Here is a 25,850-nt window from a genome sequence, read left to right as displayed (position 1 = left end):
GCCGCATTGGCGGATCCGGTTCCGACTGTGGTGAACGTGAGGCCGGCTGCGGCAACGGCGAGCGCAGCCGAGGTCGTGCGTATACGGGTACGTATCCGCATAGTTCCCCCTGTAAGTCATCGAGGTGATCGATGCCCACTCATTGGCATGCTCATGGTCCCACCGGGCTTGCGTCCGACCCAGAGCCGTTCCCGGCCATTCGATCAGCGAATAGGCACTTCGAGCGCAAGGGCCGGCTCCTCAGGTGTCACAACCGATCAACGGAACAACCGATCATCAGGACCCGCCACCGGCAACCGAACCTGACCAAGCCCTGCTAACGCCGGATCAACTGGGTGGCCTGATCGTCCGCCCCGGCCGCAGCTCCGGGGTCGGGCCTGCGCGCGGAATCGCTGATCCTGAGCAGCAGCGCGATGAGTATCCACGTGGCCACCTGCGAGGAACCGCCGGAGGCGAGGAAGGGCAGCGCCTTGCCGGTCAGCGGAATGAGGCCCATCACGCCTCCGGAGACCACGAACACCTGAAGGGCCAGCGCCCCCGAAAGCCCCGTGGCCAGCAGCTTCCCGAACGGGTCGCGGGAGTCGAGCGCGGTCCGCAGACCCCGCTCGATCAGCAGCGCGAACAGCAGGAACAGGGCCATCATGCCGACGAGCCCGAGCTCCTCGCCGACCGTGGTGAGGATGAAGTCGCTGCGCCCGGCGAACTTGATGAGGTCGGAGTGCCCCCGCCCCAGCCCGGTGCCCAGGACGCCGCCACTGCCGAAGCTGAACAGGGCCTGTGCGGCCTGGTCCGAGACGATCCCGGGCGGCCGGGGCACCTTGTAGTAGTCCATCGGATGGAGCCAGGCGGCGACACGGCCGTGCACATGCGGCTCGAAGGACGCCACCACGACCGCTCCGACAGCGAACATCAGCAGCCCCGTCAGCACCCAGCTGGTGCGTTCGGTGGCCACATAGAGCATGATCACGAAGAGCCCGAAGAAGATGAGCGACGTACCGAGGTCCCGCTCGAAGATCAGGACCAGCAGGCTCAGCACCCATACCCCGGCGATCGGCCCGAACTGCCGCCCGCTCGGCAGCTGGAACCCCATCACCCGTCGGCCCGCCAGCGCCAGCGCGTCCTTGTGCACGGTCAGGTACCCCGCGAAGAACACCGCGATGGCGATCTTGACGAACTCGCCCGGCTGGAACGACAGCGCGCCCAGCTTGATCCACCGCTTGGCGCCGTAGGCGTCCGCGCCGAAGAACGCCGGCGCCATCAGCAGCACCAGCGCCGCGAACACCATGATGTAGGTGTACCGCTGGAGCAGCCGGTGGTCCTTCAGCAGCGCCACGACGCCCAGGCAGACGGCGAGACCGACGCCGCTCCACAGCAGCTGGTTCCCCTCGAACGGCTCGGAGTGCCAGCGCAGGGCGTACGAGATGTCCAGCCGGTGGATCAGCACCAGCCCCAGCCCGCTCAGCCCGATCGCGATCGGCAGGATCAGCGGGTCCGCGTACGGCGCGAACACCCGCACCACGGCGTGCGCGACCGCGGCGGCCGCCGACAGCCCGAGAGCGTACCCCGGCAGCGCCTCGGGCACATGGCCGTCGACGGCCAGCCCCACGGAGGCATAACCGAACACGGTGAGCAGCACCGCGAAGCCCAGCATCATCAGCTCGGCACCACGCCCCCGCCCCACCCCCGCCCGGAGTGCCGCCCTTCCTCCCACGCCCATGTATCCCTCGTTTTCCCGCGTGCCGTACGCGATGAAGTCGATGAGGCCCGCCGCCTCGTCGTGCGTGGCGGTGCGGCCGCACACAACAGAAGGAGGCACGGGCCCGCTGACAGGTTGCCCGGTTTCCGCTTCTCGAACGGGCGGATCTCGGCGATCTCCCGGGGAAACCGCAGGCAGGAGTACCCCTTACCGGTGGAATGTGGCTGAATACGGTGCCATGACCACCATCACCTGTGTCCAGGGCGACATCACCGTGCAGCACGTCGACGCCATCGTCAACGCGGCGAACTCCTCCCTGCTCGGAGGCGGCGGCGTCGACGGCGCCATCCACCGAGCGGGCGGCCCCGACATCCTCGCCGCCTGCCGCGCCCTGCGCGCCGCCCACTACGGCAAGGGCCTCCCCACGGGCCAGGCGGTGGCCACCCCGGCGGGCCGGCTGCCCGCGCGGTGGGTGATCCACACGGTGGGCCCGGTGTTCCAGGTTTCCGGCGGCGACGAGTCGCTGCTCGCCTCCTGTTACCGGGAGTCCCTGCGGGTCGCGGACGAGCTGGGCGCTCGCTCGGTCGCCTTCCCGGCCATCTCCACGGGCGTCTACCGCTGGCCCATGGAGGACGCGGCGCGCATCGCGGTGGGGACGGTGCGGCAGGCGGAGACGTCGGTGGAGGAGGTCCGCTTCGTCCTCTTCGACGAGCGTGCGTACGAGGCGTTCGCCCGCCAGGTGACGTGACTGACCGCTTGTCCGCCGAGAGTGTTTGTCGGCCCGAGCCCCTACAGCCCACCTGGCACAGGTAGGTGAAACCGTCTTCTGACGTCCACGTGGTCTACATCGCTTCCGTTCACGCAGGTGGGGCCTTTGGGGTCGAGGTGCGTCAACGGTGTTGGTGACATCGATGTGACAGGTGATGGTCACTGAGACCCCGCCGGGCAGGTTCCGGCCGGGGGCTTGCGTTCGGGGACTGTCTGCTTCGCGGTGCTCGACGTGATCTTGTTGTGCTCCGACTTACCGTTCTCTACGCGACGGGAGGGGCGAGGCGGCGGCCGAGGCGACGCGTGAACGCTGCTGGGCTTCAGCAGGGAACCCCTCGGCGCGGGGCAGCGGTGTACTGGTGATCTGCAGGTGGAAAGGATGGCAGTCACTGGCTGGAGCAACTCGGCACCTCCTCCGCCGAACTCCGGCCCGGCAAGGTCACCATCGACAAGCCCAAGCCGAACTTCGAGATCGTCGTCAACTCGGGCAAACCCAACCGCCCCCGTGCGTACGTGATCTCCATGACGACTCCCTGACGGTCCCCGCTCCCGCCCAAGTGTCAGGTTCCGCCTGTTCGTTCACGCAACCCCTTGTCGTGCGGGTGTTCGTTTGCCAGGGTGTGGTCATATGTGTGCCCATGGCTTCCTCGACCGGACTGCCTTGTATGTCCGCTGACATCGAGGCTCACGCACAGACCGCCGGCGTGATCCTGTTATGGGTCGCCGTTCTGCTGCGGGCCCGCGGGGCCGTGCGGTGTCCGGCGCAGCGGGCGCTGTGGCTCGCGGTCGCGACGGCGGCGCTCGCCATGACGCTGAATCTGCCCGTCGTGACCCGGTCGGCGGCCGGGACGTTCGGGCGGAGCGCCGAGTTGGCCGAGGTCAGGAATCTGACCGGTGTCGCCTCGGCCGGTGCCGTGCTGCACTTCCTCCTGGCCACGGCGGGAGTCCGCCGCGTGCCGCGCGTGCTCGTCCCGGCCGGCTGCCTCACCATCGCCCTGCTGCTGTTCCTCGACCGCCACCCCGGACCGCATGACGAACATCGCGTCGCCGGCGGGCCGTCGCCCTCCGTCGCCTACTGGCTGATCGTCATCGGCGTGCACCTCGTGGTGAACACGCTGTGCGTGCTCGTGTGCTGGCACTACGGACGGCGTACGGAGAGCCGCTCCCTCGCCGCCGGGCTCCGGCTCTTCGGGCTCGGGACCGCGTTCGCGTGGGTGTACTGGGCGGGGCAGTGCGTCCGTCTCGCCGTCGGCGACGACACGGCCCTGCCGCACCTTTCGGTCGCCTTGACGCTGCACGCGTTGCTGCGGGCCGCGGCGATCCTGGTGCCGGTCTTCGAGGCCGCCCGCCGCCTGGCGTCCGACGCCCGTACGGCCTGGAGGCTGTGGCCGCTGTGGTACGACCTGATGGTGGCCGTGCCGCAAGTGGCCCTGACCGAGCCGCGGGGCAGGGTCGCCGAGCTCCTGCGGCCGCTCGTGCCCCGGGACCTGCTCGTGTACCGGAAGGTCATCGAGACCCGGGACGCCATCATCGCCCTCCAGGGGCATGTGCCGCCCGGGTCCCTCGGGCTCGCCCGGCGGTACGTCGCCGTCCGGGGTGTGCCGAGGGCCCGGGCGGCGGCCGCCGAGCTCGCCTGTGTGATCGCCGCGGCCCGGGCGGCCAGGCTCGCCGGCCGCCCGGAGCAGGAGGCGGGTTTCGGTCACCACGGGCTGGCGGGCGGCGGGCTCGACGCCGAGAAGGTCTTCCTCATCGACATGGCCGCCGCCTGGCCGGGCATCGCCCGGACCTTCGCCGAGCGGACCGCGAGCCCGTCACCGACAGTGAAGTGATGGGGCGTCAGCGGCAGTCGCGGACCGGGCTGTCGTGGGTCAGGGCGCAGCCGATCCGGTCGCCCCGCTCCTTGCCGTAGCGCTCCCGCAGGAGGGCGCGGAAGTCCGCCCACTGGCGCCGGGTGTCCGCGATGGCACCCTGGACGGCCCGGTCGAAGTTGCCGGCCGTCTTGCCGCGGGGCGTGGTCGGGCCGCTGGTGGCGCCGGTCACCGGGTCGATCAGCCCGGTGTCCTTGTTCACGTCGGCGTGGTCGACCCGGCTGGAGCAGCCGCCCAGGAGGGAGAAGCAGCCGGTGGTGAGTTCCTCGGGGATCGCGCCGGGTGACGGTGCCTTCCCCCGCGAGAGCTGCAACAGCGGTGAGGGGGCCGCCAGTTGCAGTCCTGGCGGGTTGTCCTTGCCGATGGGTCGGGCCGGGTCGGCCCGGTCGGTCCAGTTGCTGTGCGAGTAGAAGTCCTGCACCCCGTGCAGCGCGCGGCCGAAGCCCTCGATGGCGTTGCACTTGCCGCGCCCGGGGATGCCGAGCATGAAGACGCAGTCCTTGCCGAGGTCGACCTCGGCGGGTGCCACGGCGCCGTCGCCGCCGAGCACGCCGGAGGCGGCGTCCGTCCCCTTCCCGAAGCGCCACTGAAGGTGTGTCACGCAGGATATGAGCTGGCTCGACGCCTGCTCCCGGCTGATGGGATAGCCGGGCCGGGCCAGGTGGTCGGCGTTGTCGCAGTGCGCGGCGGTGACGGTGATCTCGTCAGAGTCGGGGGAACCCACCGCCCCGAACGTGCCGGTGTGGCCCGCGACCTGGTCCAGGGACCGCGGCTCGAAACAGGACCCGTCGGATCCCTGTCCCGACTGGCAGGCCAAGGCGGCGCGGGTGATGCGCTCGTGTTCGGCGTGCTGCCCCAGTGCATTGATCGTGCCGAAGGCCGCCGCGGGGTGTGCCTGCCCGCCGAGCAGCATGGCCGCCGCCAGGGGAACCGCCCCCAGCGACAGCATGCCCCGGCGGACACCTCTTCCGTTCTTCCGCATGCTCCGACTCCTCTCGTGGGTCCTCGTGGTCCTTGTGGTCCGGTCGTGTGCGGAGGCCGCTATTCCGTCCGTGAGAAGGCGCGGCTGGCCGCCGCCAGCATGACCGCGCAGAACGCCGCCACCAGCGCCACGGACAGCAAGGGCGGGACCGCGTGGCCGCCCCAGGTGACCGGGTCGAACAGGCGGCTGTCCGCGGGCGCGTCGTAGTGGGAGAGCACCGTGCGGCGCATCGCGTCGACGGCGTACGTCAGCGGGTTGAAGACGGTGACGGCCGCCATCCACCCGGGCATCGCGCTCACCGGGAACATCAGCCCGGAGAGGAAGACCAGGGGCGCCGTCAGCACCGTGAGCACGGTGTGGAAGGTCCGTACCCGGCGAGTCCGCACCGCGACCACCGCGCCCATCACCGTCATCGCCAGGGACGCGAGGACGAGTTCGGCGAGCAGCTCCGCGAACATCCCGAGCCGGTAGGGGATCCCCGTCAGCCCCGCGCTGGCCAGCACCACCCCTCCTTGGCAGGCCGCCACGGTGGCGCCGCCCAGGCACTTGCCGACGAGCAGGGTGCTCCGGTGGACCGGCGCCACCAGCATCTCCCGCAGGAATCCGCTCTCCCGGTCCCACACGATCGAGGCGCCGACGGAGATCGCGGGCGCCTGGGCCGCCATCACCAGCACGCCGGGGAAGAGGAACACCATGTAGTCGGAGGACGAGCCGGGCCCGGAGAACATCCGGGACAGGCCGATGCCGAGGATGTAGAGGAAGAGCAGAGGCTGGAGGAGGGAGACGGCCATCCCCGTCCGGTTCCGCAGGAAGTGGATCATCTCGCGGCGCCACACCATGACGCCCGCGCGCCATTCGGCGGCGAACCGGCCAGGTTCCCGCCCCGCGCCCGGTGCCGCGCCCGCCGACGTCGCCGTCACGATCCGCCTCCCGCCTCGCTGGTGCCGCCCGCCGGCCGGTCGTCACGGATGCCCCGCCCCGTGAAGTGGAGGAAGACGTCGTCGAGGCTGGGCCGGCTGACCACGACCTCGTAGACGGCGACGTCGAGTCCGGCGCACACCATCGGTACGAGCCGGGCGCCGTCGGGGACCCGTACGGTGATCCCGTCGTCAGCCACCGCCGGTTCCAGCCCGAACCGTCCGCGCAGCAGCGCGGCCGCGGCCTCGTCGTCGTCCGTGCGCAGCAGCACCCGGTCGGAGCCGATGACGGCCTTCAGGGCGTCCGGACTGCCCTCGGCGACGATCCGGCCCTCGTCGATGATGGCTATCCGGTCGCACTGTTCGGCCTCGTCCAGGTAGTGCGTGGTGAGGAAGACCGTGGTGCCCTCGCGGCGGCGGACCTCGGCCAGGTGCGTCCACACCTGGGCCCGGGTCTGCGGGTCGAGACCGATGGTCGGCTCGTCGAGGAAGAGCAGACGGGGCCGGTGCATGAGGCCGCGGGCTATCTCCAGGCGGCGCTGCATGCCGCCGGAGAACGTGCGCACCAGGGAACTGCGGCGTTCGCGCAGCCCTAGCAGGCCCAGCATGGCGTCGATCCGCTCGCCGAGACCGGCCGCCGGCAGGGCGTACAGGTCGGCGTGGAAGCGCAGGTTCTCCTCGGCCGTCAGCTCCGGGTCCAGGGTGGTCTCCTGGAAGACCAGGCCGAGGCTGCGCCGCACCTGGCGGGGCGCGGTGCGGGTGTCGTGGCCGGCGATCTCGATGCTGCCCGCGGACGGTGCCGCGAGGGTGCACAGCATCCGGATGGTGGTGGTCTTGCCCGCCCCGTTCGGTCCGAGGAAGGCGAAGGTCTCCCCCTGGGCCACGGTCAGGTCGATGCCTCGCACGGCCTCCCGCCCGCCGTACGACTTGACCACGCCCCGCGCGCGCACGGCCGGGGGGACCACCGGCGCGTCCGGCGGTGCGCCGGCCGGTTGGGGCCGGCGCACCGCCCGCTGTCCTGCTCCGAACATCGTTCCTCCGTTCCCGGCGCCGTTCCCGGTGCCGGTCAGCCGCTGCGGCGGACTCCGTCCATCCAGTTCTCCGGGACGACGAAGCCGAAGCTCCAGCGGTGCCGGTCGGTCGGGTTGACGATGCAGTGCCAGAGCAGTTGTTCCGGGTCCTGGGAGACCTTGAAGAACCGCACGGTCCTGGGGCGTTCGGTCAGGGTGACGAGCTCCTGGGTACGCGGGTGGAGGTAGCGGAAGAAGGACGTCCGCCCGCCGTCGTCGAAGGGTCGGTCGAAGTCGACCACGTACATGCGCCAGCCCGGGTCGTCCTCGTTGGTGTGCCACAGCCGGTAGCTGTTCGGCGGGTACCACAGGGATCCGGAGCAGCGGACCTCGCCGTCGAAGACGTTCTCCAGGGCGGACACCACCCGGCCCTTGGCCGCGAAGTACTCCTCGTAGCCGTCGTGTTCGACGTGCTCGTCGAGGTTGACCAGATGGAAGTCGCGGCGGGGCGCATCGGGCGTGCCGGGGTCGCGCCAGCCGTCCGCGGCGAGCCTGCGGTGCCAGGCTCGGTAGCCGGGGTCAGTGGGGTTGCGGGAGGTGGAGTCCAGGTCCTCGGCGCGGAAGTCACCGGCGAACCGGGCCGGGTCGACGGTGGGCGGCATGGTCTTCAGACGGGGCAGCTCGGCCAGCACGGGTGCGAAGCCGGGCAGGTTGGCGAGCTCGTACTCGTAGTGGGCGACGGTCGTCGGCCCCGTCCCGGCCGGGGCGGCCGGGGGCCGGGCGCCGCCGGGGGCGCCGAAGGCCCGGGCCTTCTCCAGGAACTCGGCGACGGTGAAGCCGTAGCCGTGCCGGCGTCCGAGGACGACGACTTCCTCGATCGCTGTGACGGCCTTGAACTCGTCCCGGAACAGGCCGGGGTCGTGGACGTCGTGCAGGAATTCCTCACAGGACTTGAGCGGCATGCCGGTTCGGCTCCTTCACGGTTCGGGGTGCGGCAGCGGTTCGAGGAGCAGGGCGGAGGGCATCCGATCGGGTGCGGCGAGGCGCAGGAAGTGCGTGCCGAATCCGGAGATGCCGAGCATCAGCCCGGGGAAGAAGTCGGCGCTGTGCTCCGCGGTGCCGCTCTCGGCGTCCTCGAAGCTCCTCCAGAGCGCCTGGACCTGGACGTTCGCCTCCAGCTGGAAGGCGGGCTCCGCACGCAGCGCGGCGAAGCGGAGGAGGAGTTCCGCGTTGCCGGAGGTGCCGTGGCACAGGGTGTGGTTCTTCAGCCGGGGGAAGTTGCGCAGCGTCGCGCTGAGCGCGCGATGGGCGTCGAGCAGCAGCTCGTCGTCGGACTTCCCGAGCGCGGCCCAGCTGGTGACGCGGGCGAGGCCGATGCCGGCGGCGCCGTTGCACCAGGCGTTGGAGAAGTGCCGGGCTCCCTTGACGGCCGCGCCGTTGTCGGTGCGCAGGTCGTACCAGTCGTGTTCGGCGGTGTCGAAGTGCCGGTTCTCGTAGGCGAAGGCCTTGCGGGCGGCGGCCACGTACTCCGGGTGCCCGGTCTCCACGCCCAGCTGGACGAGGGCCCAGCCGATGCCGCCGGAGCCGTGCGAGAAGCCGGTGAGGTTGGCGTACGCCTCGTCGGGCGAGAAGGGCGGCCAGCTCAGCGTCGTCCCGTCGTCGACGGCGTGGCGCAGGAGGTGTTCGGCGCACCGGTGGGCGTGCGCGATGCCGTGGCCGTCGGTCTGCCGGGCGAGGCCGAGCAGGACGGGGATGAGCCCGGCCGCGCCGTGGAGGACATCGAAGTGCCGGTCCTCCTCGACGCGCTCGGCGATCTCATCGCTCAGCTGGACGGCCCGGTCGAGGAGTGCCGGCTCCTGCCACAGTCCGGCGAGGTGGGTGAGGAGGTAGACGATGCCGCCGGCCCCGGTGTACGCGCCGATGCGTTTGGTGTCCAAGTGGGCGAGGGCGTGGTCGAGTGCCCTGCGGGCGGCGGTCCGGTACTCGGGGCATGGCGCGAGCCGGTCCAGGTGGGCCAGGAAGAAGGCGATGCCGGCCGACCCCTGGTACAGGTCGGCCTCGATGTCGGCCTCCACCAGCCGGCCGCCCGACAGTTCGTACGAGGTCCACGGCGCGCCGGTGTCCTTGAGCTCGCGGCACAGGCGGCGGCCGATCCGTTCCGCGTACTCCAGGGAGGTGGCGACGAAGGAGGGGCTGTTGATCTCCGCCGAGGAGAGCCCGGCGGAGATGTACTGGTTCTGCTGCTCGCGGTTGCGCTCGGACAGCTTGGCGATGCGGTCGGCGGCGAGCTCGATCGGCGAGGTCTCCAGGGGCGAGGCGAGCTGTTCGCGATGGGCGTGCACCAGCCGCCGGGCGTGGGCGGTCGCGGTGAAGATCGGCACGTCCAGCTGCCACAGGGAGGCGACCTCGCGTTCGGCGAGCACCCCTTGGGCATCCCAGGTGCGCGGGAAGGTCCGTACGGTGTTGGCCAGGAGGTCCACTTCGAGGGGCTCGGCCAGGCAGCGCGGGTGCCGGGCGGCGCTCAGGAGCTGGACGTAGATCTGGGTGCCCCAGTTGACGAAGCGGGCCGTTACGGCGCTGAAGACCGTCATGAGGAAGCCGGTGGCGGCGTCCGGGTCGCGCCGGAACCACTCGTACACCCGGTTGAAGCCGCTCTTGATCGATTCGCTGTGGTCCTCGGGCCGGACGAGCTCGCCGTCGAGGAAGACCCGGTTGGAGGCGGTGGCCTCGACGCGGATGCCGGTGCGGTGTTCCACCGCCGCCCGGAAGGTCAGCCGGTGTTCGTTGATGCGGGGCACCGGCATGGGGATGTCGTATCCCTCGCCGCCGGTGTAGCCGCTGATCCTCATCTCGCCGGCGGCTTCCCCGGCCGGCCTGTCGGCGCGCGGCCACTCCAGCAGCCCGGTCTTGAACACCGAGTCCAGCAAGGTGCCCTCGGAGTGCGCCCGGCCCCGCGGCCGGACCCCGAGGAGGGTCTCGGCGTCGCACACGTACGCGTGCCCGTCGGCGATGATGACGTTCTCGAAGTGGAGGTCGCTGCCGCCCAGGACGTAGAACACGGCGAGGTAGCCGCCCAGTTCCTCGTAGATCCGCGCGGCCTCCTCCGGTGTGTCGACGTGGTTGCGCCCGGGGGGTATCAGCGCCTCGTACCCGTAGCCGTCCCTCAGCAGCACCGGGCGGGTCGCGAAGCCGAGCACACCGTCGTCGGCCAGGCGGCCGAGCAGGTCCTGGAGCGCGGCTTCGGACCGCACGGAGCGGGGCTTGTGGAAGAACTCCCGTGCGCTGCCGTCGGCCAGCTCGGCCGTGACGCGGGCCACGGTGCGTCCGCCCGCGTGCGGATCCGAGTCGCCGAGCCGCAGCGAGGTGAACGCGACGATCCTCTGCCCGAAGAACTCGTCCGCGATCGCGTCGGCGTCCTCGGCGAGGCTCTGGAACAGCTCACGGCCGTGGGCGACGAGCAGTGCGGTGGAGTGCGCGAGCCAGCGGCCCAGCACGGGGAACTTCAGATAGAAGCGGTGGTAGGCGGCGCGGTCGGCGAACGTCTCGTCCAGGTAGCGCAGGTAGTCCTCGGTGGTGGCGCTGTCCGCGTCGATGCCCGCCTCGGCGCAGTGCGCCTTGGCGTCCGCCTCCACGGCCCAGGCCAGGGCGAGCTCGAACCGGTCGAGGAAGTAGGCCCGCAGGTCCTCCACCAGCCGTGTCCGGAGCACCGGGTGGCCGGCGCACACCGTGCGCAGAGTGTGCTCCAGGTGGAGCAGGAAGGGCTCGCAGGCCTTGGCGAGCCGGCCGTAGTGCTCGTCGGAGCCGCGCAGGGCCGTCTCCTCCGGGTGCCGCGCGAAGTGGTCGAGCGCCGCCTCGTAGGTGGGCAGCCAGGCCTCGTGGAGGCCGAGGAGCGTCTCGCGCGCGGCGTCGTCGGCCTTGTCCAGGTTCCGTTCGAGCAGGCGGAACGCGGTGAGCAAGGTGACCAGTTCGTCCTGGGTGTGCTGGGGAGGTTCCGCCCGGTGGAGGGACTCCTGGTGGAACTTGTCGGCGAGCTTGCCCGCCAGGTTCCGGATCTTCCAGCGGTCGAACGCGTCCAGGGTGCCCCCGGCCCCCGGGACGGCCCCGGGCCCGCCGAGCGCGGCCACGGCGTGCCGCCGTTCGGCCAGGTTGCTCGCCCGTGCCGCGAGGTCCAGCGGATCCGTGCGTCCCATGCTCATTCTCTCCTGATCTGGAAGGAGCCGTCGTGGCCGGGCCGGGGCACCACGACGCGGTGGGCGGCCGGAGGGCGGCCCACCGCGTCATCGAGCCGGTGTTCGTCGAGCAGGTGATCACTGCCGCCTAGCGGCGGCGTTCACTTACTTGGTGTTGCCGTCGCACGACCAGGTCAGGGGGCCGTAGCTGCAGCTGTTGGCGCAGGCGTAGGCCTCCGTGGCGGCGATGTCCTTGGTCCAGAAGTCCAGGGACGCCTGGTCGTGCTGCTCCACCGAGGCGGGCAGGACGGCCTCGGTCAGACCGAACTCGGCCGGGTTCGCACGGAGCGCCGCACGGAACTCGGCGTCCACGACGGCCTGCTGAAGAAGGCTGGTGGTCACGATTTCCTCCGATAGGGATTACTGTGACGACACTTTCTCGGCGGCCAGCCGAATGCCCATCTGCTGCTCGGCATTCTTGAGCTCTTGAATGGCCGGCCCCATGTTCTCGCTCGTGTTCTGCCAGGACACCAGCTCCTTCTCCGCCTCGGTCGTCGAGGCCGGGTCCCACAGGTTCTCGAGCCACGACTTGGTGGCGAAGGGGTGGAGGTTGGTGACGGGGGTGATCCGGGCGAGCAGCGGCTCCTCGTGAACTGCCAGAGCCATCTCCAGCACCTCACGCAGCTTGCCGTCGGGCGGCAGCAAGGAACACAGAACCATGAGCTCCTGAATGCGGCGAATAACGTCCACGTCCTGGTAGACCGTCGGTTCCTTCGCGCTTTTCATGGACCATCCCCATCCATTCGGATCCCGGTGGAACCCACCCTAGGGACGGCCTCTTACACATCGGTTTCAGACCGCTTTCACGGCGATCCGATCAATATTCCCGGGAGTTGCCCCCGTATTCCCGGCCGTCGCCCCCGTGCATTCCCGCGTCCCGCACGCACAGCGCGGCCTGCACCCGGTTGCCCACTTCGAGTGCGGCCAGGATGCGGCTCACATGGGCCTTCACCGTGCTCTCCCGCATGCCCAGGACGGCGGCGATCTCCGCATTCGACGCCCCGTCGGCCAGCAGCTCCAGCACATCCCGCTCGCGCGGGGTCAGCCGCTCGATCCGGGCCCTGGCGGCCTGCGTCCGGCCGCCGGCCGAGCGGTGGTAGCGGTCGACGAGACGGCGGGCGGCCACCGGGTGGAGCATGGCCTGGCCCTCGGCGACGACGTGGACGGCCCGGACGATGTCGGACGGGTCGGCGTCCTTGAGGAGGAAACCCGAGGCGCCCGCGGCGAGCCCGTCGTACACGTACTGGTCCAGGTCGAAGGTGGTGAGAAGGACGACCTGCGGCGGCCGGGGCAGTGCCCGCAGCCGCTGCGTGGCGGCGATGCCGTCCAGGCGGGGCATCCGCACGTCCATCAGCGCCACGTCGACGCCCTGCGCGGCGGCCACCTCCAGGGCTTCCAGCCCGTCGCCGGCCTGGGCGACGACCGTGATGCCCGGGTCGTCGTCGAGGATGTCGGTGAGGGCGACGCGGACCAGACGGTCGTCGTCGACGATCAGGGTACGTATCATGCCGTCCCCCGCGCGGGACGGGCGTCGGCGCCCTGTTCCACGGGGAGCTCCGCGGCGACGCTCCAGCCGCCGGAGCCGGACGGCCCGTAGCGCAGGCCGCCGTTCAGGGCGGCGACCCGCTCGGCCAGTCCGATCAGACCGTATCCGCTGGTGACGACGGTCTCCTGGGGGACCGTCCCCGGGCCGTTGCCGACCTCGACGGTGGACAGGGGCGGGCCGTACCGCACACTGACCCGCACGGGGGCCCCCGGCGCGTGCTTGCGGGCATTGGTGAGGGATTCCTGGACGAGCCGGTGCACGGCGAGCCGGTGGCTGGCCGGAAGGCCGTCGGCGCTGCCGCGGACGTCGGCCTCGATCCGCTGGCCCGCCGCCCGGGCCTCGTCGATCAGCTCGGTCAGCTTCTGCAGGCCCGGCGTCCGCGGGCCCTCGCCCTCGTGGTCGCGGAGCGCCCCCAGGACGTCGCGCAGATCGCCGAGCGCCTCCGTGGAGGTGGTGCGCAACTGGGCGATGCGTTCGGCGACCGGCTCGGGGAGCTCGTGGGCGCGCCGGCGCAGCGCACCCGTGTAGAGGGCGATCAGGCTCAGGCGGTGGGCGAGGATGTCGTGCATCTCGGCCGCGATGCGGGCCCTTTCGTTCAGTCTGGCCTGTTCCGCGCGCAGTTCGCGCTCCACGCGGAGCTGCTCCACCTGCGCGGTGAGACTCGCGACGAGCCGGCGCCTGCTGCTGGCCCACATCCCGAGGACCAGGGCGAGACCGAACGGCATGACCGGGCCGTAGGAGCGCACGCTCCACAGGAGTTCGTCGGACTGGAGGAAGTGGTTGCCGACCAGCGCCGCCACCGCGCACAGCGCGCCGGCCGCGATCCAGCCACGGGAGGCGAAGTAGAAGACGGCGATCAGCAGCGGCATCGGGTCGCCCAGCCAGGCGGCCGCGGCGGTGGCGACGACCGCCGTGACGACGGGCAACCGGTACCGAAGGAGCAGCGACAGGCTGGCGACGGCCGCGACCGCGACCCGCGGATCGAGCGGATCGCCGTCGGCCCCGACCACCGCCGTCTGCACCGACAACTCGCCCACCAGGGCGACCAACAGGGCCTCGGCCCACCAGGGCCATCTCCGAACGTCCGCGCTCAGCACGGGTAAAGCGTAGGCGTCCACGGGTGTTCCCCTATCCGTCAACGGGCGATCACGACCCCCTACTTTCGTACGGTGTGCACGCCGACCGACAGCCGATGGCACGGTTCGCGCCGCTCCCTAGCGTCGGGGGCATGGATCTGAAGCACGTGAGCCCGCAGCCCCCTGCCGCCCCTTCCACCCTCTTCGCCCCGGCCGTCCCGAGGCCCCTCTTCCTGCGCGAGGCCGCCCGCACCTTCCGCACCACCGGAGCCGTCGCGCCCAGCAGCAGGCACCTCGCCGACCGGCTGGCCGCCCCCATGTGGCCCTCGTCGATGGTGCGGCGCCCCGCGGCGGTGCTGGAGGTGGGCGCCGGGACGGGCCCGGTGACACGGGCGCTGGCCGCGCTCACCGGCCCGGCCGACCGGCTGGACGCCGTCGAGATCAACCCGCGCTTCGTGGAGATCCTGTCCGGATCGCTGCGTACCGATCCGGTGCTCGCGCCGGCGGCGGACCGGATCAGGATCCTGCCCGGATCGATCACCGAGATGCCGCTGGACCGCGACTACGACGTCATCGTCTCGTGCCTGCCGTTCACCAACTTCGACCCGGCCGTCGTGTGTTCGATCCTGGACCGCTACCTGTCCGTGCTGGTCCCCGGGGGGCACCTCACCTTCTTCGCCTACCTCGGCACCCACGCCCTGCGCTCCGCCTTCAGCAGTCGCGCCGAGTCCGCCCGGCACCGTGAGGTGGGCGCCGTCCTCGACGCGTTCGCCCGGCAGCACGGCGGGCGGCAGAGCGTGGTGTGGCGCAACCTGCCGCCGGCCCGGGTGTGGCACCTGCGGACCCCCGAGCGGCCGGGCCGGCCCGCGGACGCGGTCTGATGCGGCTGCCCACCGAACTCCTCACGGGCGTACCGCCGTCGGCGGCGTACGCCACCCTGGCCGGCCTGGTGCTCCTCGAATCGGTCCTGTTCCTCGGCTCGTTCGTGCCCACGCTCAGCCTGCTGGTGTGCGCGGGCGCGCTGGCCCGAGCGGGGGTGCTGCACCTGCCCCTGGTGATCGCGACGGCCGTCGCCGGCGTGGTGACCGGCGACCTGGCGGCCCAGCGCACGGGGCGGCGGCTCTCGGACGGGCTGCTGCACGGCCGGCTGGGGCGCCGGGCGCCGGCCGCGGCCCGGGAACGGGTGACCGGCCTGATCCGGCGCCGCGGCGGACCGGCTCTGCTCGTCTGCCGGTTCGTACCGGTGGTGCGCACGTTCGCGCCGTACCTGGCCGGCGCGGCCGGGCTGCGCTACCGGCGGCTCGCCCCGTACAGCCTGGTGGCGGCGACTCTCTGGGCGAGCGCCGAGGCGGGCGCGGGGTACGCGGCCGGGGCGTCGTACGGGCGCCTCGCGGCCCGGCTCGGCGGGGCCGGGGCACTCGGCGTGACCGCCGGTGTGCTGCTGCTCGGCACGGTCACCGTCCTGGTGGTGCGCCGGCGGAGGCGGCGGTCAGGCGCCGCACGCCAGGAGGCTGCCGTCGGTGCGGAGCATGGCGAGGTGGAGCCGGTGGAGCTCCGCGCCGGGGTCGACGCCGAGCTCGTCCCGGAAGAAGCCCCGCACCTGGGCGTACACCTCCAGGGCCTCGCCCCGGCGCCCGCAGCGGTAGAGGGCGAGCATCAGCTGGTGCCAGAGCCGTTCGTGGAAGGGGTACTTGGCGGTGAGCGTGCGCAGGTCGGCGACGATCTCGTCATGGCGGCCCAGCGCCAGGCACACGTCGTGGTACCGCTCCCGCGCCCTGATCCATTCCTCCGTGAGCCCCTGCACCACGTCGCGGTACAACTCCTCGGACCGCACGTCGGCGAGGGGCCGTCCGCGCCACAGCGGCAGGGCGTCGGCCAGCAGGGTCCGCTCGCTCTCCAGGTCCCCGACGCGGCCGGCGGCGCGCGCCCGCCGTGTCAACCGCCGGAAGCGGTGGAGGTCGAGGGAATCCGGCGGCACGTCGAGGCGGTATCCGCCGGCCGAGGTGTGCAGCAGCCGTGACAGGTCCGCGCCACCGCCGTCCAGCCCCTGCCGCAACCGGGTCATCGCCGTGTGCAGCGCCGGACGCGGCTGCCGGGGAAGGGAGTCGCCCCACACCGAGTGGACGAGGTCCTCGGGGGTGAGAGTGTCCCCCGCGTTCACCAGGAGAGCGGCGAGCAGGCTGCGCGGCCTGCCGCCGGGTATCGGGACCTTTCTGCCGCCGACCGCCACTTCGAGTGGCCCGAGTACACGGAAGGACATATCGCGGCCCATGAACACTCCCCTTCGTCCCACCCGCGGCCCACTGGGCACGGCCGGAAGCCTCCACGTTCACTGTCCACTTCAGCGGATGATGCGGAGCTTGAGCGTACGCTGTCCAAAGACGCGATTGTCAACAGTGGCGGATGGGTGGATGGTTTTCCGGACAACGGACACCTGCGGCAGCGGGCCGGAGCGGTCGGCCGGCCACCAGCGAAGACGGAGAACAGAGCATGGGCGGCAGCGAAACGGCACCGGACCGGCCCGGACGGCCCCTTGTGCGCAAGTTCGACCAGCGGCTCAACAAGCTGATCGCCACGATCTACCCGGACGAGCGCCGACGCCCCGGGTACAGCCGGCTCGCCAAGGAGATATCCGAGAAGACCGGCGGCACCATCTCCGGCACGTACCTGTGGGAACTGGCCACCGGGAAGAAGCGCAACGTCACCCTGGAACAACTGGACGTCCTGGCCGAGTTCTTCGGGGTGCCCCCGGAGTACTTCCTCAACGACGAGGCGGCCGAACGGATCGACGCCCAGCTGGCCCTGGCCGTCGCGCTGCGCGACGCCAAGGTGCGCAACCTCGCGCTGCGCGCCGAGGGGCTCTCCCCGGCGAGCCTCGACGCGCTCATCGTCATGGTCAACGAGGCGCGCAAGGTCCAGAATCTCTCGCCCATCGATGACGACGACACCGGGACGAAGGCACCGCCGGGCGGCAGGTGAGCCCAGTCGGCTCCGTCCCGCGCACCGCGTTCGCTCCCACAGGCCGGGAGAACCGATGCCTCCGCGCGCGCACGCCCTCTACCACCGCTGCCCAGGACTCGGGGGACGGGAAGCAGCCATGTCTCAGCCCATCGTCGATCTGCGCCGATGTTGTCAGGACGTACTGGACCGGGTCGGCCCGCCCCGCCCGTTCTCCGTCGAAGCCCTCTGCCGTCATGTCCGCGCCCTGCGTGGACGCCCCTTGCACCTCCACCCGATGCCGATGCAGGCCGTCCGCGCGGGTGCTTTCGGTCTGTGGCTCGCCACCGCGACCGACGACCACATCTTCTACGAGGAGCACACCACCCGCCTGCACCAAGAGCACATCGTGCTCCACGAGATCAGCCACATCCTCTTCAACCACCACTCGGTGACCGAGCACGACGGCCAGCTCCATCGGCTCCTGAGCGACTTGGACCCACAACTCATCCACCGCCTGCTCGCCCGCGCGAACTACTCCACCCACGAGGAGCAGGTGGCGGAGATGCTGGCCAGCCTGATGCGCACCCGCGAACACACCAAGGAGGCGGACCGCCCGCCCGCGCCCGGGATGCTGGGACGGCTCCAGGCCGCCCTCGGACTGGCCGCGGCGTCCGGCTGAGCGGGACCCGGCTGAGTGGGGCCTGGCTCAGCGGGGCCCGCGTTCCCGGCTTTGCGACTCCAGCCCAGGTGCTTCGCGACGGCCCGTTGGCTCATGCCACCGTTCAGGAGCTCGTGGGCGAGGGCGTGGTTGGACCGCTCGGCGGGCAGGGGTCTCCCACTGGGGTTCGGGCTCTGACCCGGACTCGGGAACGCGCAGGCAGGCGCGGTGCTGGCGCGGTCCCGGGCGACCAGGATCTCGTGGGCGACCGCGTTCGTGATCACCGTGCCGTAGGTCTGGCCCTTGCGCAGCGCGAAGTCGTCGACCCCGACCGCCACCGGGGCCCCGACAGGCGGATCGGGCAGCTCCATCACCCGCCGCAGCAGCGTGCTCCGGCTGTCCCGGATGCCCAGCAGCGCGGCCATCCGAGCACCGGCTCGCCCGGCCAGTGCCAGACCCAGTCCGGCGACCGATGAACGCTGCCGCTCGGTGACCTGCCGGTGGCGGCGCGTCAGGCCGTCGGCCTGTTCGACGAACGTCCGCCGCCGGCACTCGGCGGCCGGGCAAACGAAGCGGCGCACCCGCAAGACAACGGTCACCGGCCGCCCGCAGCTGGGCAGGTCCGACGGATAGCACAGGTAGGAGCTCTGGACCCGCTCTGACCACGCCCCGCAGTCGGGCAGGACGCGCCCGGAGCAGCCACGCGCGCCGCGATCCGCACCACCGCATCGGACGCTTCGACACCGAGGACCTCCACCTGGGGCAGCGACGGGAACAGCAACTCGCCGAGCCACGACCACGATTGCGACACGGCCGCCGACTGTCAGCCGCCCGGGTGGCCCGACCGACCAGTTTCAGACGCTCTCCAAACCCCGCCAACGTCCAGCGCGCGTCACCCTGCGCGGTGGCACGGGGCGCGTGTCCGGCGTCGCCCCTCGCACGACGTGCTGCTGTTGCCCGGGACCGCCGCGGTTCGCGTGGCGCGCCTGCTCGTGCCGGAGCCCTGCCTGGTGCACGGCAGGCTCGACGCCGACAACCTCCTGTGGGACGGGCGGAGGGGGCTGGTCAGTGTGCTGGGCTGGGACCGGGCCCCGATCTTCGACCCCGCGCTCGACACGGCATGGCTGTTCGCGCAGCAGTGGGACCCGAGGCGGGCCGGCGCCGACCGGGAGCAGATGCGTCGGACCCGGATCTGGCCGCGTACCCTGGGTCTGGAGCCGCTGGCTCGCGCGATCCTCGACCACAAGCCTGAAGAGCACCTGGCATACCAAGTCGGCAAAGCAATCGAATGGCTGGACCCAACCACCGGCTGGTGAACCCATCAGGCGCTGCGCTGCGGTTGCCCGGCGGCGGGAACCCGCCGGATCGCGCCGGGCGTCGTACAGGGATGGGGCGGTTCGTTCGCCCCAGGGAGGGGTGGATCCATGCGCCGTGATCGGCCGACCGACGACCAGTTGACGAGGATTTTCGTCACTGTGCTGGAAGAGGTGCTGAGCGGCCAGGGTTTGCGGACCCACACCGGGCTCGACATGGAAACGGATGACGCACTGTGGGAGATCGCCAAGTATGGTCCGGGGGCCCCTCCCGAACTCGTTGACGCCGCCCGTGCCGCCTTCGCCGGACAACTGGACGGGAGCAACGCCGCGCGCTGGCACGCAGAGCTCACGCGCAAGATCGAAGCCCGCCAGCAGCGCGCCGCCGCGCGCGAGTCAGGGCCCAGGGCCACCGAGGCTCGCGGTGGTGCCGAGCCGCCGGTGAAACCGCTCAGGGCGACGTCGACCTCAGTGCGGGCGGTACGCATCAAATGCGATCAGACCTACTTGGACGAGTACGGGCGCACCTGCTACGAAGGGGAACTCTTCACCGGCGAAGTCGAGGAACTCGTGGACAACGGGCACACCTTGCTGCTCGGCACCTACTTCTTGGGCATCGAGCACGGGCGGCAGCAGGAGTGGTGGCCGGACGGGACCAAGCGGGCCGAGGGCGTGACCGCCATGGGTGCCGCGGTAGGTGAGTGGCGGTACTGGCACGCCAACGGCCGGCTGTCGGAGTTGGTCGTTCTCGACGAGAACGGCCGGGAGATGACGAGAAAGCGCTGGAATGCCGCGGGCGAGGTGATCATGGATCATGTGACTCGCCGGGCCTGATCCTGAAACAGGAGCACCGAAGCGCTCGCGCCCCACCAGGAGGGGCAGGCCGGCGGTGTATCTCCCATCTGCCGGGGCGCGGGCCAGTTGGCCGTCTCCGAGTCCTTCTGGCCTGACGCTCCGTGACCACGTCACACAACCTGGGCCAGACCCTCACATGACCCGACAAAATCACCCCGACCCTCGCCCCGGCAGCCGACAACGGCCCCTACGGATACCTCACCCACCTGCAGAGATCCCCACCCCCTCTCCTGCGGCCCCGAATTGCCCTCCGCGTACGACGAGGACGGCTGGCCGACTGGATGGAAGCGCACATCGACTGGTGACGGCGTGCCGCGTCCGTCGTCGAGCGAACCCTTTGTATGCCATGCCGGCCCGGGGTCACCTGTACGCCCGGCGCCGCTGACCGGCACATTGCGATTCGGTCCATCATGGTGGGTCGGTGAGCAGTTCTTCGGCCCCGAGCGGGCAACCCTCGCACGAGGAGCGGCGCCCTTCCGCTCGGACGGACTACACGGGCGCGGTGTACGGCTCGTTGCTCGCGGCGTCCGTGGTGGCCACGGCCGGTAGCGTCGGTGGTTTCCCGCGGCTTCAGCTGATCGTGCTGCTGCTGGTCACGGGCGTGGTGTTCTGGGCGGCGCACGTGTACGCGCAGGTCGCCGGCGAGCGGTCATCGGCAGACCCCTTGACCACCGGGAGGCGCGGCGGGTCGCGGGACACGAGTGGTCGATCGTGGAGGCCGCGGTGCTGCCCGCGGTGGCGGTGGCGATCGGCCCGCTGCTCGGGGTGGACCGGTCCGGCACGGCCTGGCTGGCTCTGGCCGTGGCGGTGGCCCAGCAGGTCGTCTGGGCGACTCTCGGCGCGATCCGGGCGGGCGCGTCCCGGCGGATGGCAGTCGCGGAGGGGGTCGTCAACCTGTTGCTCGGCCTCGTCATCGTGGCGGCCTAGGCGGCGCTGGGGCACTGACCCTCGCAAGCCCAGCCCCGTGGGGGACTCGGTGTCCCCGGTGGAGCGCCGCGAGAAGCTGATCACCTGGGGTGTCAGGGTGTTCGTCGGCAAGAGGGGCGTGCGGTTCGAGTACGGAAAGGGCTTTCCCGCCCGGGTCCGCTTGGCCGAGCTGCACTTCGACGGCTCTCACTCACGTCCGGGCCACGGCACAGTGTCGGTGGTCGTGGACCCGGCAACGAACACCGCCGAGCTCATGCTCGACGACGGACAGGTGACCGCACTCCCTCTCCCGTTGGGGGCTCGGGCGCTGACGCTCGCTGCGTGAACAGTGGGTAAACGCTCAACACGGTGGGCACGGCCGGGTCGTGCCCAGCGGCGGCCAGGGCGCCTGGCCGGTCCTCCAGCAGATTCACCGCGACGGGAATCCGCTCGCAGCGTGCGACCGCCCGCTCCTGGCGCAGCACCGAAGCCTTGAAGTCCAGTGGCGCGGCGGTGTCGACCTCGAACAGCCGGGTGCCCTCGGGCCAGTCCATCCGGAAGGCCCGGCTGTCCATGCCGGCGCCGAGCAGCACGACCTGCCGGACCCCGGACGCGGAGGCCTGCCGCAAGAGGTCGTCGAGGAACTTCGTCCTGATGACGATGGAGAACGACACGGCCAGTCGACGGCGTCGCGCGGCCTCGTCATCGGGCGGCGGCGAGGAGGGCCACAGGCCGCCGGCGGTGGCGAAGGCCTGTGCCAGTGGGTCACGGAACAGCGCGTTCCCACGCTCGGTCTCCAGCGCCCGCACCCTGGCCACCCCCACCGCCGTGGCCCACACTCCCGACGGCAGCACCCGCTCCTGCTCATCAGTCACTGCGCCAGCCTAGAAGACGGTCAAACTTCGGCGACAATCTGTCAAGGCTGACTGCCACAGGACGCGAAATAATCCTCTCCGCACACCGTTCGTCGCACCGGCACGACGTCGGCGTGCGGAGATCCGGCCGGGGGATCCGATTGAGCCTGGCCGAGGTGGTGCACACGATTTCGCCACAGGCCAGGAGAGCAATCCGTCGCGGAAGATGCGACGCGTGGCACTGACTGTCGCGCGGCAGGCGCGTGATTTTCCCGACGGGAGCGTCGTACTGCGCAAGGGAAACGGACTTCCTGCACCGACGCGTCGGGTGCGGAACGTACCACCCCGGCGTACACAACAGGTACGGCGGTGCGCGAGGAAGTCGCCGTCGCGCTGAGCAGGCGCTCGTCCGCTGGAGGCGGCGTCTGGATCTTCGATTATCAAGCCGGTTCTCCTTCAGCGTGCGGTGGTCCGGGGGTGGACGTCGGGGTGGCGGGAGCGTGGTGCAGGGTGCGGGTCGAGGAGGTGTGGAGCACCAGGAAGGGGAGGGTCAGGGCGGCGGTGCCGAGGGCGAGGGTGTTCCACAGTCCGAGCCAGGTGCCGGTGGCCCCGGCGAGGAGGGCGGCGAGGGGGCGGGTGCCGTAGGTGATCCACTGGCCGGTGGCGAGCATGCGTCCCTGCATACCGGGGGCGCACACGGTTTGGCGGATGCTGCGCTGGGTGGAGCCCTGCACGGTGGAGCACGCCAGCTGGACGAACATGCCCGCGGCGATGGTGGCCTGGCCGGTGAGGCCTGGGGTGGCGAGCAGCAGGGGTAATTCGGTGAACGGGATGATGGCGAGGGCAGTGAGCATGACGCGGATGGGTCCGTACCGCTCGACGAGTCGGCGGACGGCGAGGGCGCCGACGACTCCGCCGAGGGCGGCCACGCTGAGCAGGGTGCCCAAGGTGGTGGCGGCGTAGTGGAGTTCGCGCAGCAGGTATACGGTCCACAAGGTGGTGAGGAAGGCGAAGACCGCGGTGAAGGCGGTGCCGGTCAGCAGCAGCGGCCTGATCGTCGGATGGCGTACCACGTACCGGACTCCCTCCACGATCTCGGCGCGCAACGAGCCCTTCCGCGTGGACGGGTCGGGTGCCGGTTCGGGGGTGCGGATGCTGCCGAGGAGGAGCGCGCAGGCCAGGTAGGAGGCGACGTCGGCATAGACGGCGCGGGCGGCTCCGAGGGCGGCGACGATCGCTCCGCCGAGCTGGGCTCCGGCACTGTCGGCGAGGGAGGCGACGGCGCCGACCTTCGCGTTCGCCTCCAGCAGCTGCTCGCGAGGGAGTAGGGAGGGCAGGTAGCTGATGCGTGGTGTGGATCCGATGAGGCTGGCGGCCGAGGTCACCAGCGCCACCGCGTACAGCAGCTCAAGCGTCAGGCAGTCGGCGGCGTCGGCGATCGGGACGGCGGCGAATGCGGTGCCGCACGCGAGTACCGCGCCAATCATCAGGGGCCGTTTGCGGTGCCGGTCGGCAAGGGCCCCGGCGGGAAGGGCCACGAGCAGCGGCGGCAGCCGCTCGGCGAACGACAGCAGCGACACCTGCCACACGGTGGCGTGCAGGGAGACGACGGCGATCAGCGGGAGCGCCACCGCCGTGACGCCGCTGCCCGCGATGTCGACCGCGCACGCCGACCAGTAGCGCACGAAATCCGGGTGCCGCCACAGGCTCTTCTCCGCCGGGGCGTTGCTCACCGGGCATCGCTCCTTTCCGCAGCGTCGGCCGGCTGGCGCTGGCCTGGCAGCGCGGTGTCCTGGAACTGGGCGCGCTGCATTTCGTACAGCTCGCGGAAGACGCCGGCGGCCGGCTTGTGCAGGAGCTCCTCGAAGGTGCCGGACTCGGCCAGTTCGCCTTGATCGAGGACGTGGATGAGGTCGGCGTGGCGGACGGAGGCGAGGCGGTGGGTGATCAGGATGACGGTCTGTCCGCCGTCGGCGAGTTTGCGGATCTGCTCGAAGACCTCCAGCTCCGCCTTCGCGTCGAGCGCCGAGGTCGGCTCGTCGACGATCAGGATCTGCGCATCGCGGTAGCGTGCTCGTGCGATCCCCAGGCGCTGCCATTGCCCGCCGGAGATCTGGTGCCCGCCCTTGTAGCCCTTGGACAGCAGTGTGTCCCAGCCCCGCGGCAGGTCCTCTACGACCTTGTCGGCGCCCGCGTATGCGGCGGCTTCTTCCACAGCCGGCTGGCCGATGGGACGTCCGGGACGTCCGATGGCGATGTTCATGCGGCAGGTGAAGGGCCAGCGGTGGAAGTCCTGGCTGACCATGCCGATCCTGGACCACAATTGCTTGCGGTCCAGGGCGCGGGCGTCGACGCCGTCCCACTGGATGCTGCCGTCATCCGGCTGGTACAGGCCCGCCAGCAGTTTGGACACGGTCGTCTTCCCGGAGCCGTTCTCCCCGACCAGGGCGACGATCTTGCCGATGGGGATGTCGAGGGTGACCTCGCTCAGTGCCGGCCGCCGCTCCCTGGGATCCGCTTCCTTCGGGTCGTCGGCGTCTTCGGGGTAGTGGAAGGTGACGTTCTCGAAGCGGATCAGCGACAGGTCGTCCGGTACGGGGGTGCCGCCGGTCGGGATGGCGTATTTCGTCGCCTCGGCGAAGAGCCGTTCGAGGTCCTGGACGTAGCAGGCCTCTTCGTAGAGGTTGTTGACCTGGAGGACGAGGGTGGTCAGGCTCTGTCCGCCGCTGCGGATGGCCAGGACGGCGGTGCCGGCGACGGACAGGGACATCACGCCGGTGGCGAGCAGCCCGCCGAGGGCGGCGTAGGTGAGGGCGGCGGCGATGCCGGTCATCGCGGAGGCGATCAGGCGGATGCGGGCGCGGTCGGCGGAGAGGCGGGACTGTTCGGCTTCGGATGCCTCGGACATGCCGCGGAAGTGGTGCAGCAGGAACGGGCCGACGTCGTGGACGCGGATTTCCGGCGCTGGGCCGGTGCGCGTGAGGGTCTGGCTCAGCAGGCGTCCGGCGCGGGAGTGCTGCATCCACTTGAGGTAGCTGGCGTAGCGGGCCCGGGCGTTGCGCAGGGAGGCCCACGAGCGCGGCACCGTCATGAGGATCAGCAGGGGCAGCAGGGCGGGGTGCAGGATGGTGAGGACGCCGGCGGCGGCGACGAAGCTCACGAGGCTGCCGACGACGCCGGTGCAGACGTTGACCATGCGGCGGGCCGCTCCGGCTCCGTACTGGGCGGAGTCCATGAGCCGGTTGAAGTCGGCGTCCTCGATGGCGGCGAGTTCGACTCGGGCGACGTGGGCGAGGTACATCTCGGTGGCGACGCGTTCGACCTTGGGCTCCAGGCGGCCGGTGCCGGTGGTGGAGGCGGCGGTGGCGAGGGCGCCGAGGATTCCGGTGATCGCGACGCCGATCATGGCGGGGATCGCGGCCTGGACGCGGTGGCCGATGGTGCCGGCTGCGAGGACGGTGGCCAGGACGGCGTTGACGGCGATGAGGCTGATGGCCTGGCTGACCCCGCGGGCGAGTTCTCCGGTGCCGACGGTCCACAGGGAGCGGCGGTCTGCGCGCCAGGCCAGGCGGACGGTGAAGGCGACCAGGCGGGGCATCTGCACCGCCATGGTCCACAGCGACATCTCGAAGAACGCCTTGTCGTGGTCGGCCCACCGGGCGTTGTAGAGAAGGGGGCCGCCGAACAGCAGTTCCTCCGACTCCGAGCCTGCCGGCTCGGCGGGAGCTGTTGTCGTCCTCAGCTTCATGCCGTGCCTCCTGCCGTGGTGTGCCAGCCGTGCTCGGACAGCAGGTCCCCGGCGCAGAAGCGCGTCAGGACGGCGGCGGTGTAGGGCACGCAGTCCGCGGGTGGTCGTGCGGGGTCCGCCCACACCAGGCCGGAGCACTTCTCCGGTTCTCGGTTGGTCGGCTCGCCCGTCCACCGCTGCGCGGTGAACACCATCCCCATGCGGCCCTCGCCTTCGGGGCTGCGGTGGTGGATGGCGTGACAGAACTCCAGATCCCGGGGCGCGATCGTGACCCCGACCTCCTCGGCGACCTCGCGCAGGGCGCCGGCGGTGATTGGTTCGCCGTGTTCCAGGTGGCCGCTGGGCGGGCAGAGCAGCCCGGAGGCGTAGACGTTCCCGGCCCGGCGGAGCAGCAGGACCCGTCCGTCATCGCGGACCATGAGCACCATCACGTCGACCACGAGCCGGTAGCGGGGCGACTTCCTCACGCTCGCCTCCCCGGGGC

The 25,850-nt window shown here is 71.2% G+C and carries 22 protein-coding genes and 3 pseudogenes; 9 read left to right on the top strand and 16 right to left on the bottom strand.

Features of this window, described 5'->3' with window-relative positions; translation table 11 throughout:
* Nucleotides 1–316 precede the first annotated feature (316 nt).
* Nucleotides 317–1,651 carry an FtsW/RodA/SpoVE family cell cycle protein gene (locus tag RM609_RS04770; RefSeq protein WP_438828389.1) on the bottom strand — a complete coding sequence of 445 codons (1,335 nt, stop codon included), beginning with the start codon at nucleotides 1,649–1,651 and terminating at the stop codon, nucleotides 317–319.
* A gap of 283 nt (nucleotides 1,652–1,934) precedes the next feature.
* Here RM609_RS04770 and RM609_RS04765 point away from each other — a divergent pair, with 283 nt between their 5' ends.
* Nucleotides 1,935–2,444: an O-acetyl-ADP-ribose deacetylase gene (locus RM609_RS04765; RefSeq protein ID WP_311608146.1), complete on the top strand. Its 510-nt coding sequence runs from the start codon at nucleotides 1,935–1,937 to the stop codon at nucleotides 2,442–2,444.
* 406 nt (nucleotides 2,445–2,850) lie between these two features.
* Here the strand turns inward: RM609_RS04765 and RM609_RS04760 are convergent, their stop codons facing one another.
* On the bottom strand, nucleotides 2,851–2,988 hold the full coding sequence (locus tag RM609_RS04760) for a hypothetical protein (RefSeq protein WP_311608145.1): 138 nt from the start codon (nucleotides 2,986–2,988) through the stop codon (nucleotides 2,851–2,853).
* 141 nt (nucleotides 2,989–3,129) lie between these two features.
* On the opposite strand from RM609_RS04760, the gene RM609_RS04755 reads away from it, so the two are divergent.
* The gene (locus RM609_RS04755) at nucleotides 3,130–4,293 is read left to right on the top strand and encodes an MAB_1171c family putative transporter (protein WP_311608144.1); all 1,164 of its coding nucleotides are present in this window, start codon (nucleotides 3,130–3,132) and stop codon (nucleotides 4,291–4,293) included.
* A gap of 7 nt (nucleotides 4,294–4,300) precedes the next feature.
* Here the strand turns inward: RM609_RS04755 and RM609_RS04750 are convergent, their stop codons facing one another.
* The 9 genes from RM609_RS04750 to RM609_RS04710 all read right to left on the bottom strand — a co-directional run bounded on the left by RM609_RS04750 (nucleotide 4,301) and on the right by RM609_RS04710 (nucleotide 14,113).
* The gene (locus tag RM609_RS04750; protein ID WP_311608143.1) at nucleotides 4,301–5,314 is read right to left on the bottom strand and encodes a CinY protein; all 1,014 of its coding nucleotides are present in this window, start codon (nucleotides 5,312–5,314) and stop codon (nucleotides 4,301–4,303) included.
* Nucleotides 5,315–5,373: 59 nt separating this feature from the next.
* Nucleotides 5,374–6,234, bottom strand: coding sequence for an ABC transporter permease (locus RM609_RS04745; protein ID WP_311608141.1), 861 nt, complete (start codon nucleotides 6,232–6,234; stop codon nucleotides 5,374–5,376).
* Complete coding sequence (locus tag RM609_RS04740; protein ID WP_311608139.1) at nucleotides 6,231–7,262, bottom strand: ABC transporter ATP-binding protein; 1,032 nt, start codon at nucleotides 7,260–7,262, stop codon at nucleotides 6,231–6,233. Before RM609_RS04740 ends, RM609_RS04745 begins: the two co-directional genes overlap by 4 nt.
* Nucleotides 7,263–7,297: 35 nt before the next feature.
* Nucleotides 7,298–8,203 carry a Nif11-like leader peptide family natural product precursor gene (locus RM609_RS04735; RefSeq protein WP_311608138.1) on the bottom strand — a complete coding sequence of 302 codons (906 nt, stop codon included), beginning with the start codon at nucleotides 8,201–8,203 and terminating at the stop codon, nucleotides 7,298–7,300.
* 15 nt (nucleotides 8,204–8,218) lie between these two features.
* On the bottom strand, nucleotides 8,219–11,431 hold the full coding sequence (locus RM609_RS04730) for a type 2 lanthipeptide synthetase LanM family protein (protein ID WP_311608136.1): 3,213 nt from the start codon (nucleotides 11,429–11,431) through the stop codon (nucleotides 8,219–8,221).
* Nucleotides 11,432–11,575: 144 nt separating this feature from the next.
* Nucleotides 11,576–11,812, bottom strand: a complete 237-nt coding sequence (locus RM609_RS04725; RefSeq protein ID WP_311608134.1) for a cinnamycin family lantibiotic — start codon at nucleotides 11,810–11,812, stop codon at nucleotides 11,576–11,578.
* 18 nt (nucleotides 11,813–11,830) lie between these two features.
* Nucleotides 11,831–12,196 (bottom strand): DurN family substrate-assisted peptide maturase, encoded by a 366-nt coding sequence (locus tag RM609_RS04720; RefSeq protein WP_311608132.1) that lies wholly within the window; start codon nucleotides 12,194–12,196, stop codon nucleotides 11,831–11,833.
* 91 nt (nucleotides 12,197–12,287) lie between these two features.
* Nucleotides 12,288–12,977, bottom strand: coding sequence for a response regulator (locus RM609_RS04715; RefSeq protein WP_311608131.1), 690 nt, complete (start codon nucleotides 12,975–12,977; stop codon nucleotides 12,288–12,290).
* On the bottom strand, nucleotides 12,974–14,113 hold the full coding sequence (locus RM609_RS04710) for a sensor histidine kinase (protein WP_311608130.1): 1,140 nt from the start codon (nucleotides 14,111–14,113) through the stop codon (nucleotides 12,974–12,976). Before RM609_RS04710 ends, RM609_RS04715 begins: the two co-directional genes overlap by 4 nt.
* A gap of 131 nt (nucleotides 14,114–14,244) precedes the next feature.
* On the opposite strand from RM609_RS04710, the gene RM609_RS04705 reads away from it, so the two are divergent.
* Both RM609_RS04705 and RM609_RS04700 read left to right on the top strand, forming a co-directional pair.
* Nucleotides 14,245–14,973 carry a class I SAM-dependent methyltransferase gene (locus RM609_RS04705; protein ID WP_311608129.1) on the top strand — a complete coding sequence of 243 codons (729 nt, stop codon included), beginning with the start codon at nucleotides 14,245–14,247 and terminating at the stop codon, nucleotides 14,971–14,973.
* A pseudogene (locus RM609_RS04700) lies at nucleotides 14,973–15,443 on the top strand (DedA family protein); the annotation flags it as partial. The gene RM609_RS04705 and the pseudogene RM609_RS04700, both read left to right, overlap by 1 nt.
* Nucleotides 15,444–15,581: 138 nt before the next feature.
* Here RM609_RS04700 and RM609_RS04695 read toward each other — a convergent pair.
* Nucleotides 15,582–16,364 (bottom strand): AfsR/SARP family transcriptional regulator, encoded by a 783-nt coding sequence (locus tag RM609_RS04695; protein ID WP_311608128.1) that lies wholly within the window; start codon nucleotides 16,362–16,364, stop codon nucleotides 15,582–15,584.
* A gap of 218 nt (nucleotides 16,365–16,582) precedes the next feature.
* Between RM609_RS04695 and RM609_RS04690 the strand changes: the two genes are divergently transcribed.
* The 5 genes and pseudogenes from RM609_RS04690 to RM609_RS34600 all read left to right on the top strand — a co-directional run bounded on the left by RM609_RS04690 (nucleotide 16,583) and on the right by RM609_RS34600 (nucleotide 20,785).
* Nucleotides 16,583–17,071, top strand: coding sequence for a helix-turn-helix domain-containing protein (locus RM609_RS04690; RefSeq protein WP_311608126.1), 489 nt, complete (start codon nucleotides 16,583–16,585; stop codon nucleotides 17,069–17,071).
* Nucleotides 17,072–17,189: 118 nt separating this feature from the next.
* Nucleotides 17,190–17,711 carry a hypothetical protein gene (locus RM609_RS04685; RefSeq protein ID WP_311608125.1) on the top strand — a complete coding sequence of 174 codons (522 nt, stop codon included), beginning with the start codon at nucleotides 17,190–17,192 and terminating at the stop codon, nucleotides 17,709–17,711.
* A gap of 692 nt (nucleotides 17,712–18,403) precedes the next feature.
* The gene (locus tag RM609_RS04680; RefSeq protein ID WP_311608508.1) at nucleotides 18,404–19,006 is read left to right on the top strand and encodes a phosphotransferase; all 603 of its coding nucleotides are present in this window, start codon (nucleotides 18,404–18,406) and stop codon (nucleotides 19,004–19,006) included.
* Between the two features lie 108 nt (nucleotides 19,007–19,114).
* Entirely contained in the window at nucleotides 19,115–19,837 is a 723-nt protein-coding gene (locus RM609_RS04675; protein ID WP_311608124.1) for a toxin-antitoxin system YwqK family antitoxin, read from the top strand.
* Between the two features lie 442 nt (nucleotides 19,838–20,279).
* A pseudogene (locus RM609_RS34600) lies at nucleotides 20,280–20,785 on the top strand (hypothetical protein).
* Between the two features lie 347 nt (nucleotides 20,786–21,132).
* Here the strand turns inward: RM609_RS34600 and RM609_RS04665 are convergent.
* The 4 genes and pseudogenes from RM609_RS04665 to RM609_RS04650 form a co-directional block, all read right to left on the bottom strand.
* A pseudogene (locus tag RM609_RS04665) lies at nucleotides 21,133–21,603 on the bottom strand (SAM-dependent methyltransferase); the annotation flags it as partial.
* A gap of 455 nt (nucleotides 21,604–22,058) precedes the next feature.
* Nucleotides 22,059–23,351 carry an MFS transporter gene (locus RM609_RS04660; RefSeq protein WP_311608121.1) on the bottom strand — a complete coding sequence of 431 codons (1,293 nt, stop codon included), beginning with the start codon at nucleotides 23,349–23,351 and terminating at the stop codon, nucleotides 22,059–22,061.
* Nucleotides 23,348–25,366, bottom strand: a complete 2,019-nt coding sequence (locus RM609_RS04655) for an ABC transporter ATP-binding protein (protein WP_311608120.1) — start codon at nucleotides 25,364–25,366, stop codon at nucleotides 23,348–23,350. Before RM609_RS04655 ends, RM609_RS04660 begins: the two co-directional genes overlap by 4 nt.
* A complete protein-coding gene (locus RM609_RS04650) occupies nucleotides 25,363–25,833 on the bottom strand; it encodes an NUDIX hydrolase (RefSeq protein ID WP_311608118.1) in 471 nt (156 codons plus the stop codon). The genes RM609_RS04655 and RM609_RS04650 overlap by 4 nt, the downstream gene beginning before the upstream one ends.
* Nucleotides 25,834–25,850 lie beyond the last annotated feature (17 nt).

Origin of the sequence: Streptomyces hesseae, from assembly GCF_031845785.1 — a bacterium.
In the GTDB taxonomy this organism is placed as follows: Bacteria; Actinomycetota; Actinomycetes; order Streptomycetales; family Streptomycetaceae; genus Streptomyces; species Streptomyces hesseae.
The sequence above is the reverse complement of the archived record's forward strand: the minus strand, read 5'-3'. Positions and strand labels throughout refer to the sequence as shown.

Coding starts and splice junctions, on each gene's coding strand:
- RM609_RS04770 (WP_438828389.1), bottom strand. CDS start 1,651: ATGCTGGGCTTCGCGGTGCTGCTCACCGTGTTCGGTTATGCCTCCGTG.
- RM609_RS04765 (WP_311608146.1), top strand. CDS start 1,935: ATGACCACCATCACCTGTGTCCAGGGCGACATCACCGTGCAGCACGTC.
- RM609_RS04760 (WP_311608145.1), bottom strand. CDS start 2,988: ATGGAGATCACGTACGCACGGGGGCGGTTGGGTTTGCCCGAGTTGACG.
- RM609_RS04755 (WP_311608144.1), top strand. CDS start 3,130: ATGTCCGCTGACATCGAGGCTCACGCACAGACCGCCGGCGTGATCCTG.
- RM609_RS04750 (WP_311608143.1), bottom strand. CDS start 5,314: ATGCGGAAGAACGGAAGAGGTGTCCGCCGGGGCATGCTGTCGCTGGGG.
- RM609_RS04740 (WP_311608139.1), bottom strand. CDS start 7,262: ATGTTCGGAGCAGGACAGCGGGCGGTGCGCCGGCCCCAACCGGCCGGC.
- RM609_RS04735 (WP_311608138.1), bottom strand. CDS start 8,203: ATGCCGCTCAAGTCCTGTGAGGAATTCCTGCACGACGTCCACGACCCC.
- RM609_RS04730 (WP_311608136.1), bottom strand. CDS start 11,431: ATGGGACGCACGGATCCGCTGGACCTCGCGGCACGGGCGAGCAACCTG.
- RM609_RS04720 (WP_311608132.1), bottom strand. CDS start 12,196: ATGAAAAGCGCGAAGGAACCGACGGTCTACCAGGACGTGGACGTTATT.
- RM609_RS04715 (WP_311608131.1), bottom strand. CDS start 12,977: ATGATACGTACCCTGATCGTCGACGACGACCGTCTGGTCCGCGTCGCC.
- RM609_RS04705 (WP_311608129.1), top strand. CDS start 14,245: ATGGATCTGAAGCACGTGAGCCCGCAGCCCCCTGCCGCCCCTTCCACC.
- RM609_RS04695 (WP_311608128.1), bottom strand. CDS start 16,364: ATGGGCCGCGATATGTCCTTCCGTGTACTCGGGCCACTCGAAGTGGCG.
- RM609_RS04690 (WP_311608126.1), top strand. CDS start 16,583: ATGGGCGGCAGCGAAACGGCACCGGACCGGCCCGGACGGCCCCTTGTG.
- RM609_RS04685 (WP_311608125.1), top strand. CDS start 17,190: ATGTCTCAGCCCATCGTCGATCTGCGCCGATGTTGTCAGGACGTACTG.
- RM609_RS04675 (WP_311608124.1), top strand. CDS start 19,115: ATGCGCCGTGATCGGCCGACCGACGACCAGTTGACGAGGATTTTCGTC.
- RM609_RS04655 (WP_311608120.1), bottom strand. CDS start 25,366: ATGAAGCTGAGGACGACAACAGCTCCCGCCGAGCCGGCAGGCTCGGAG.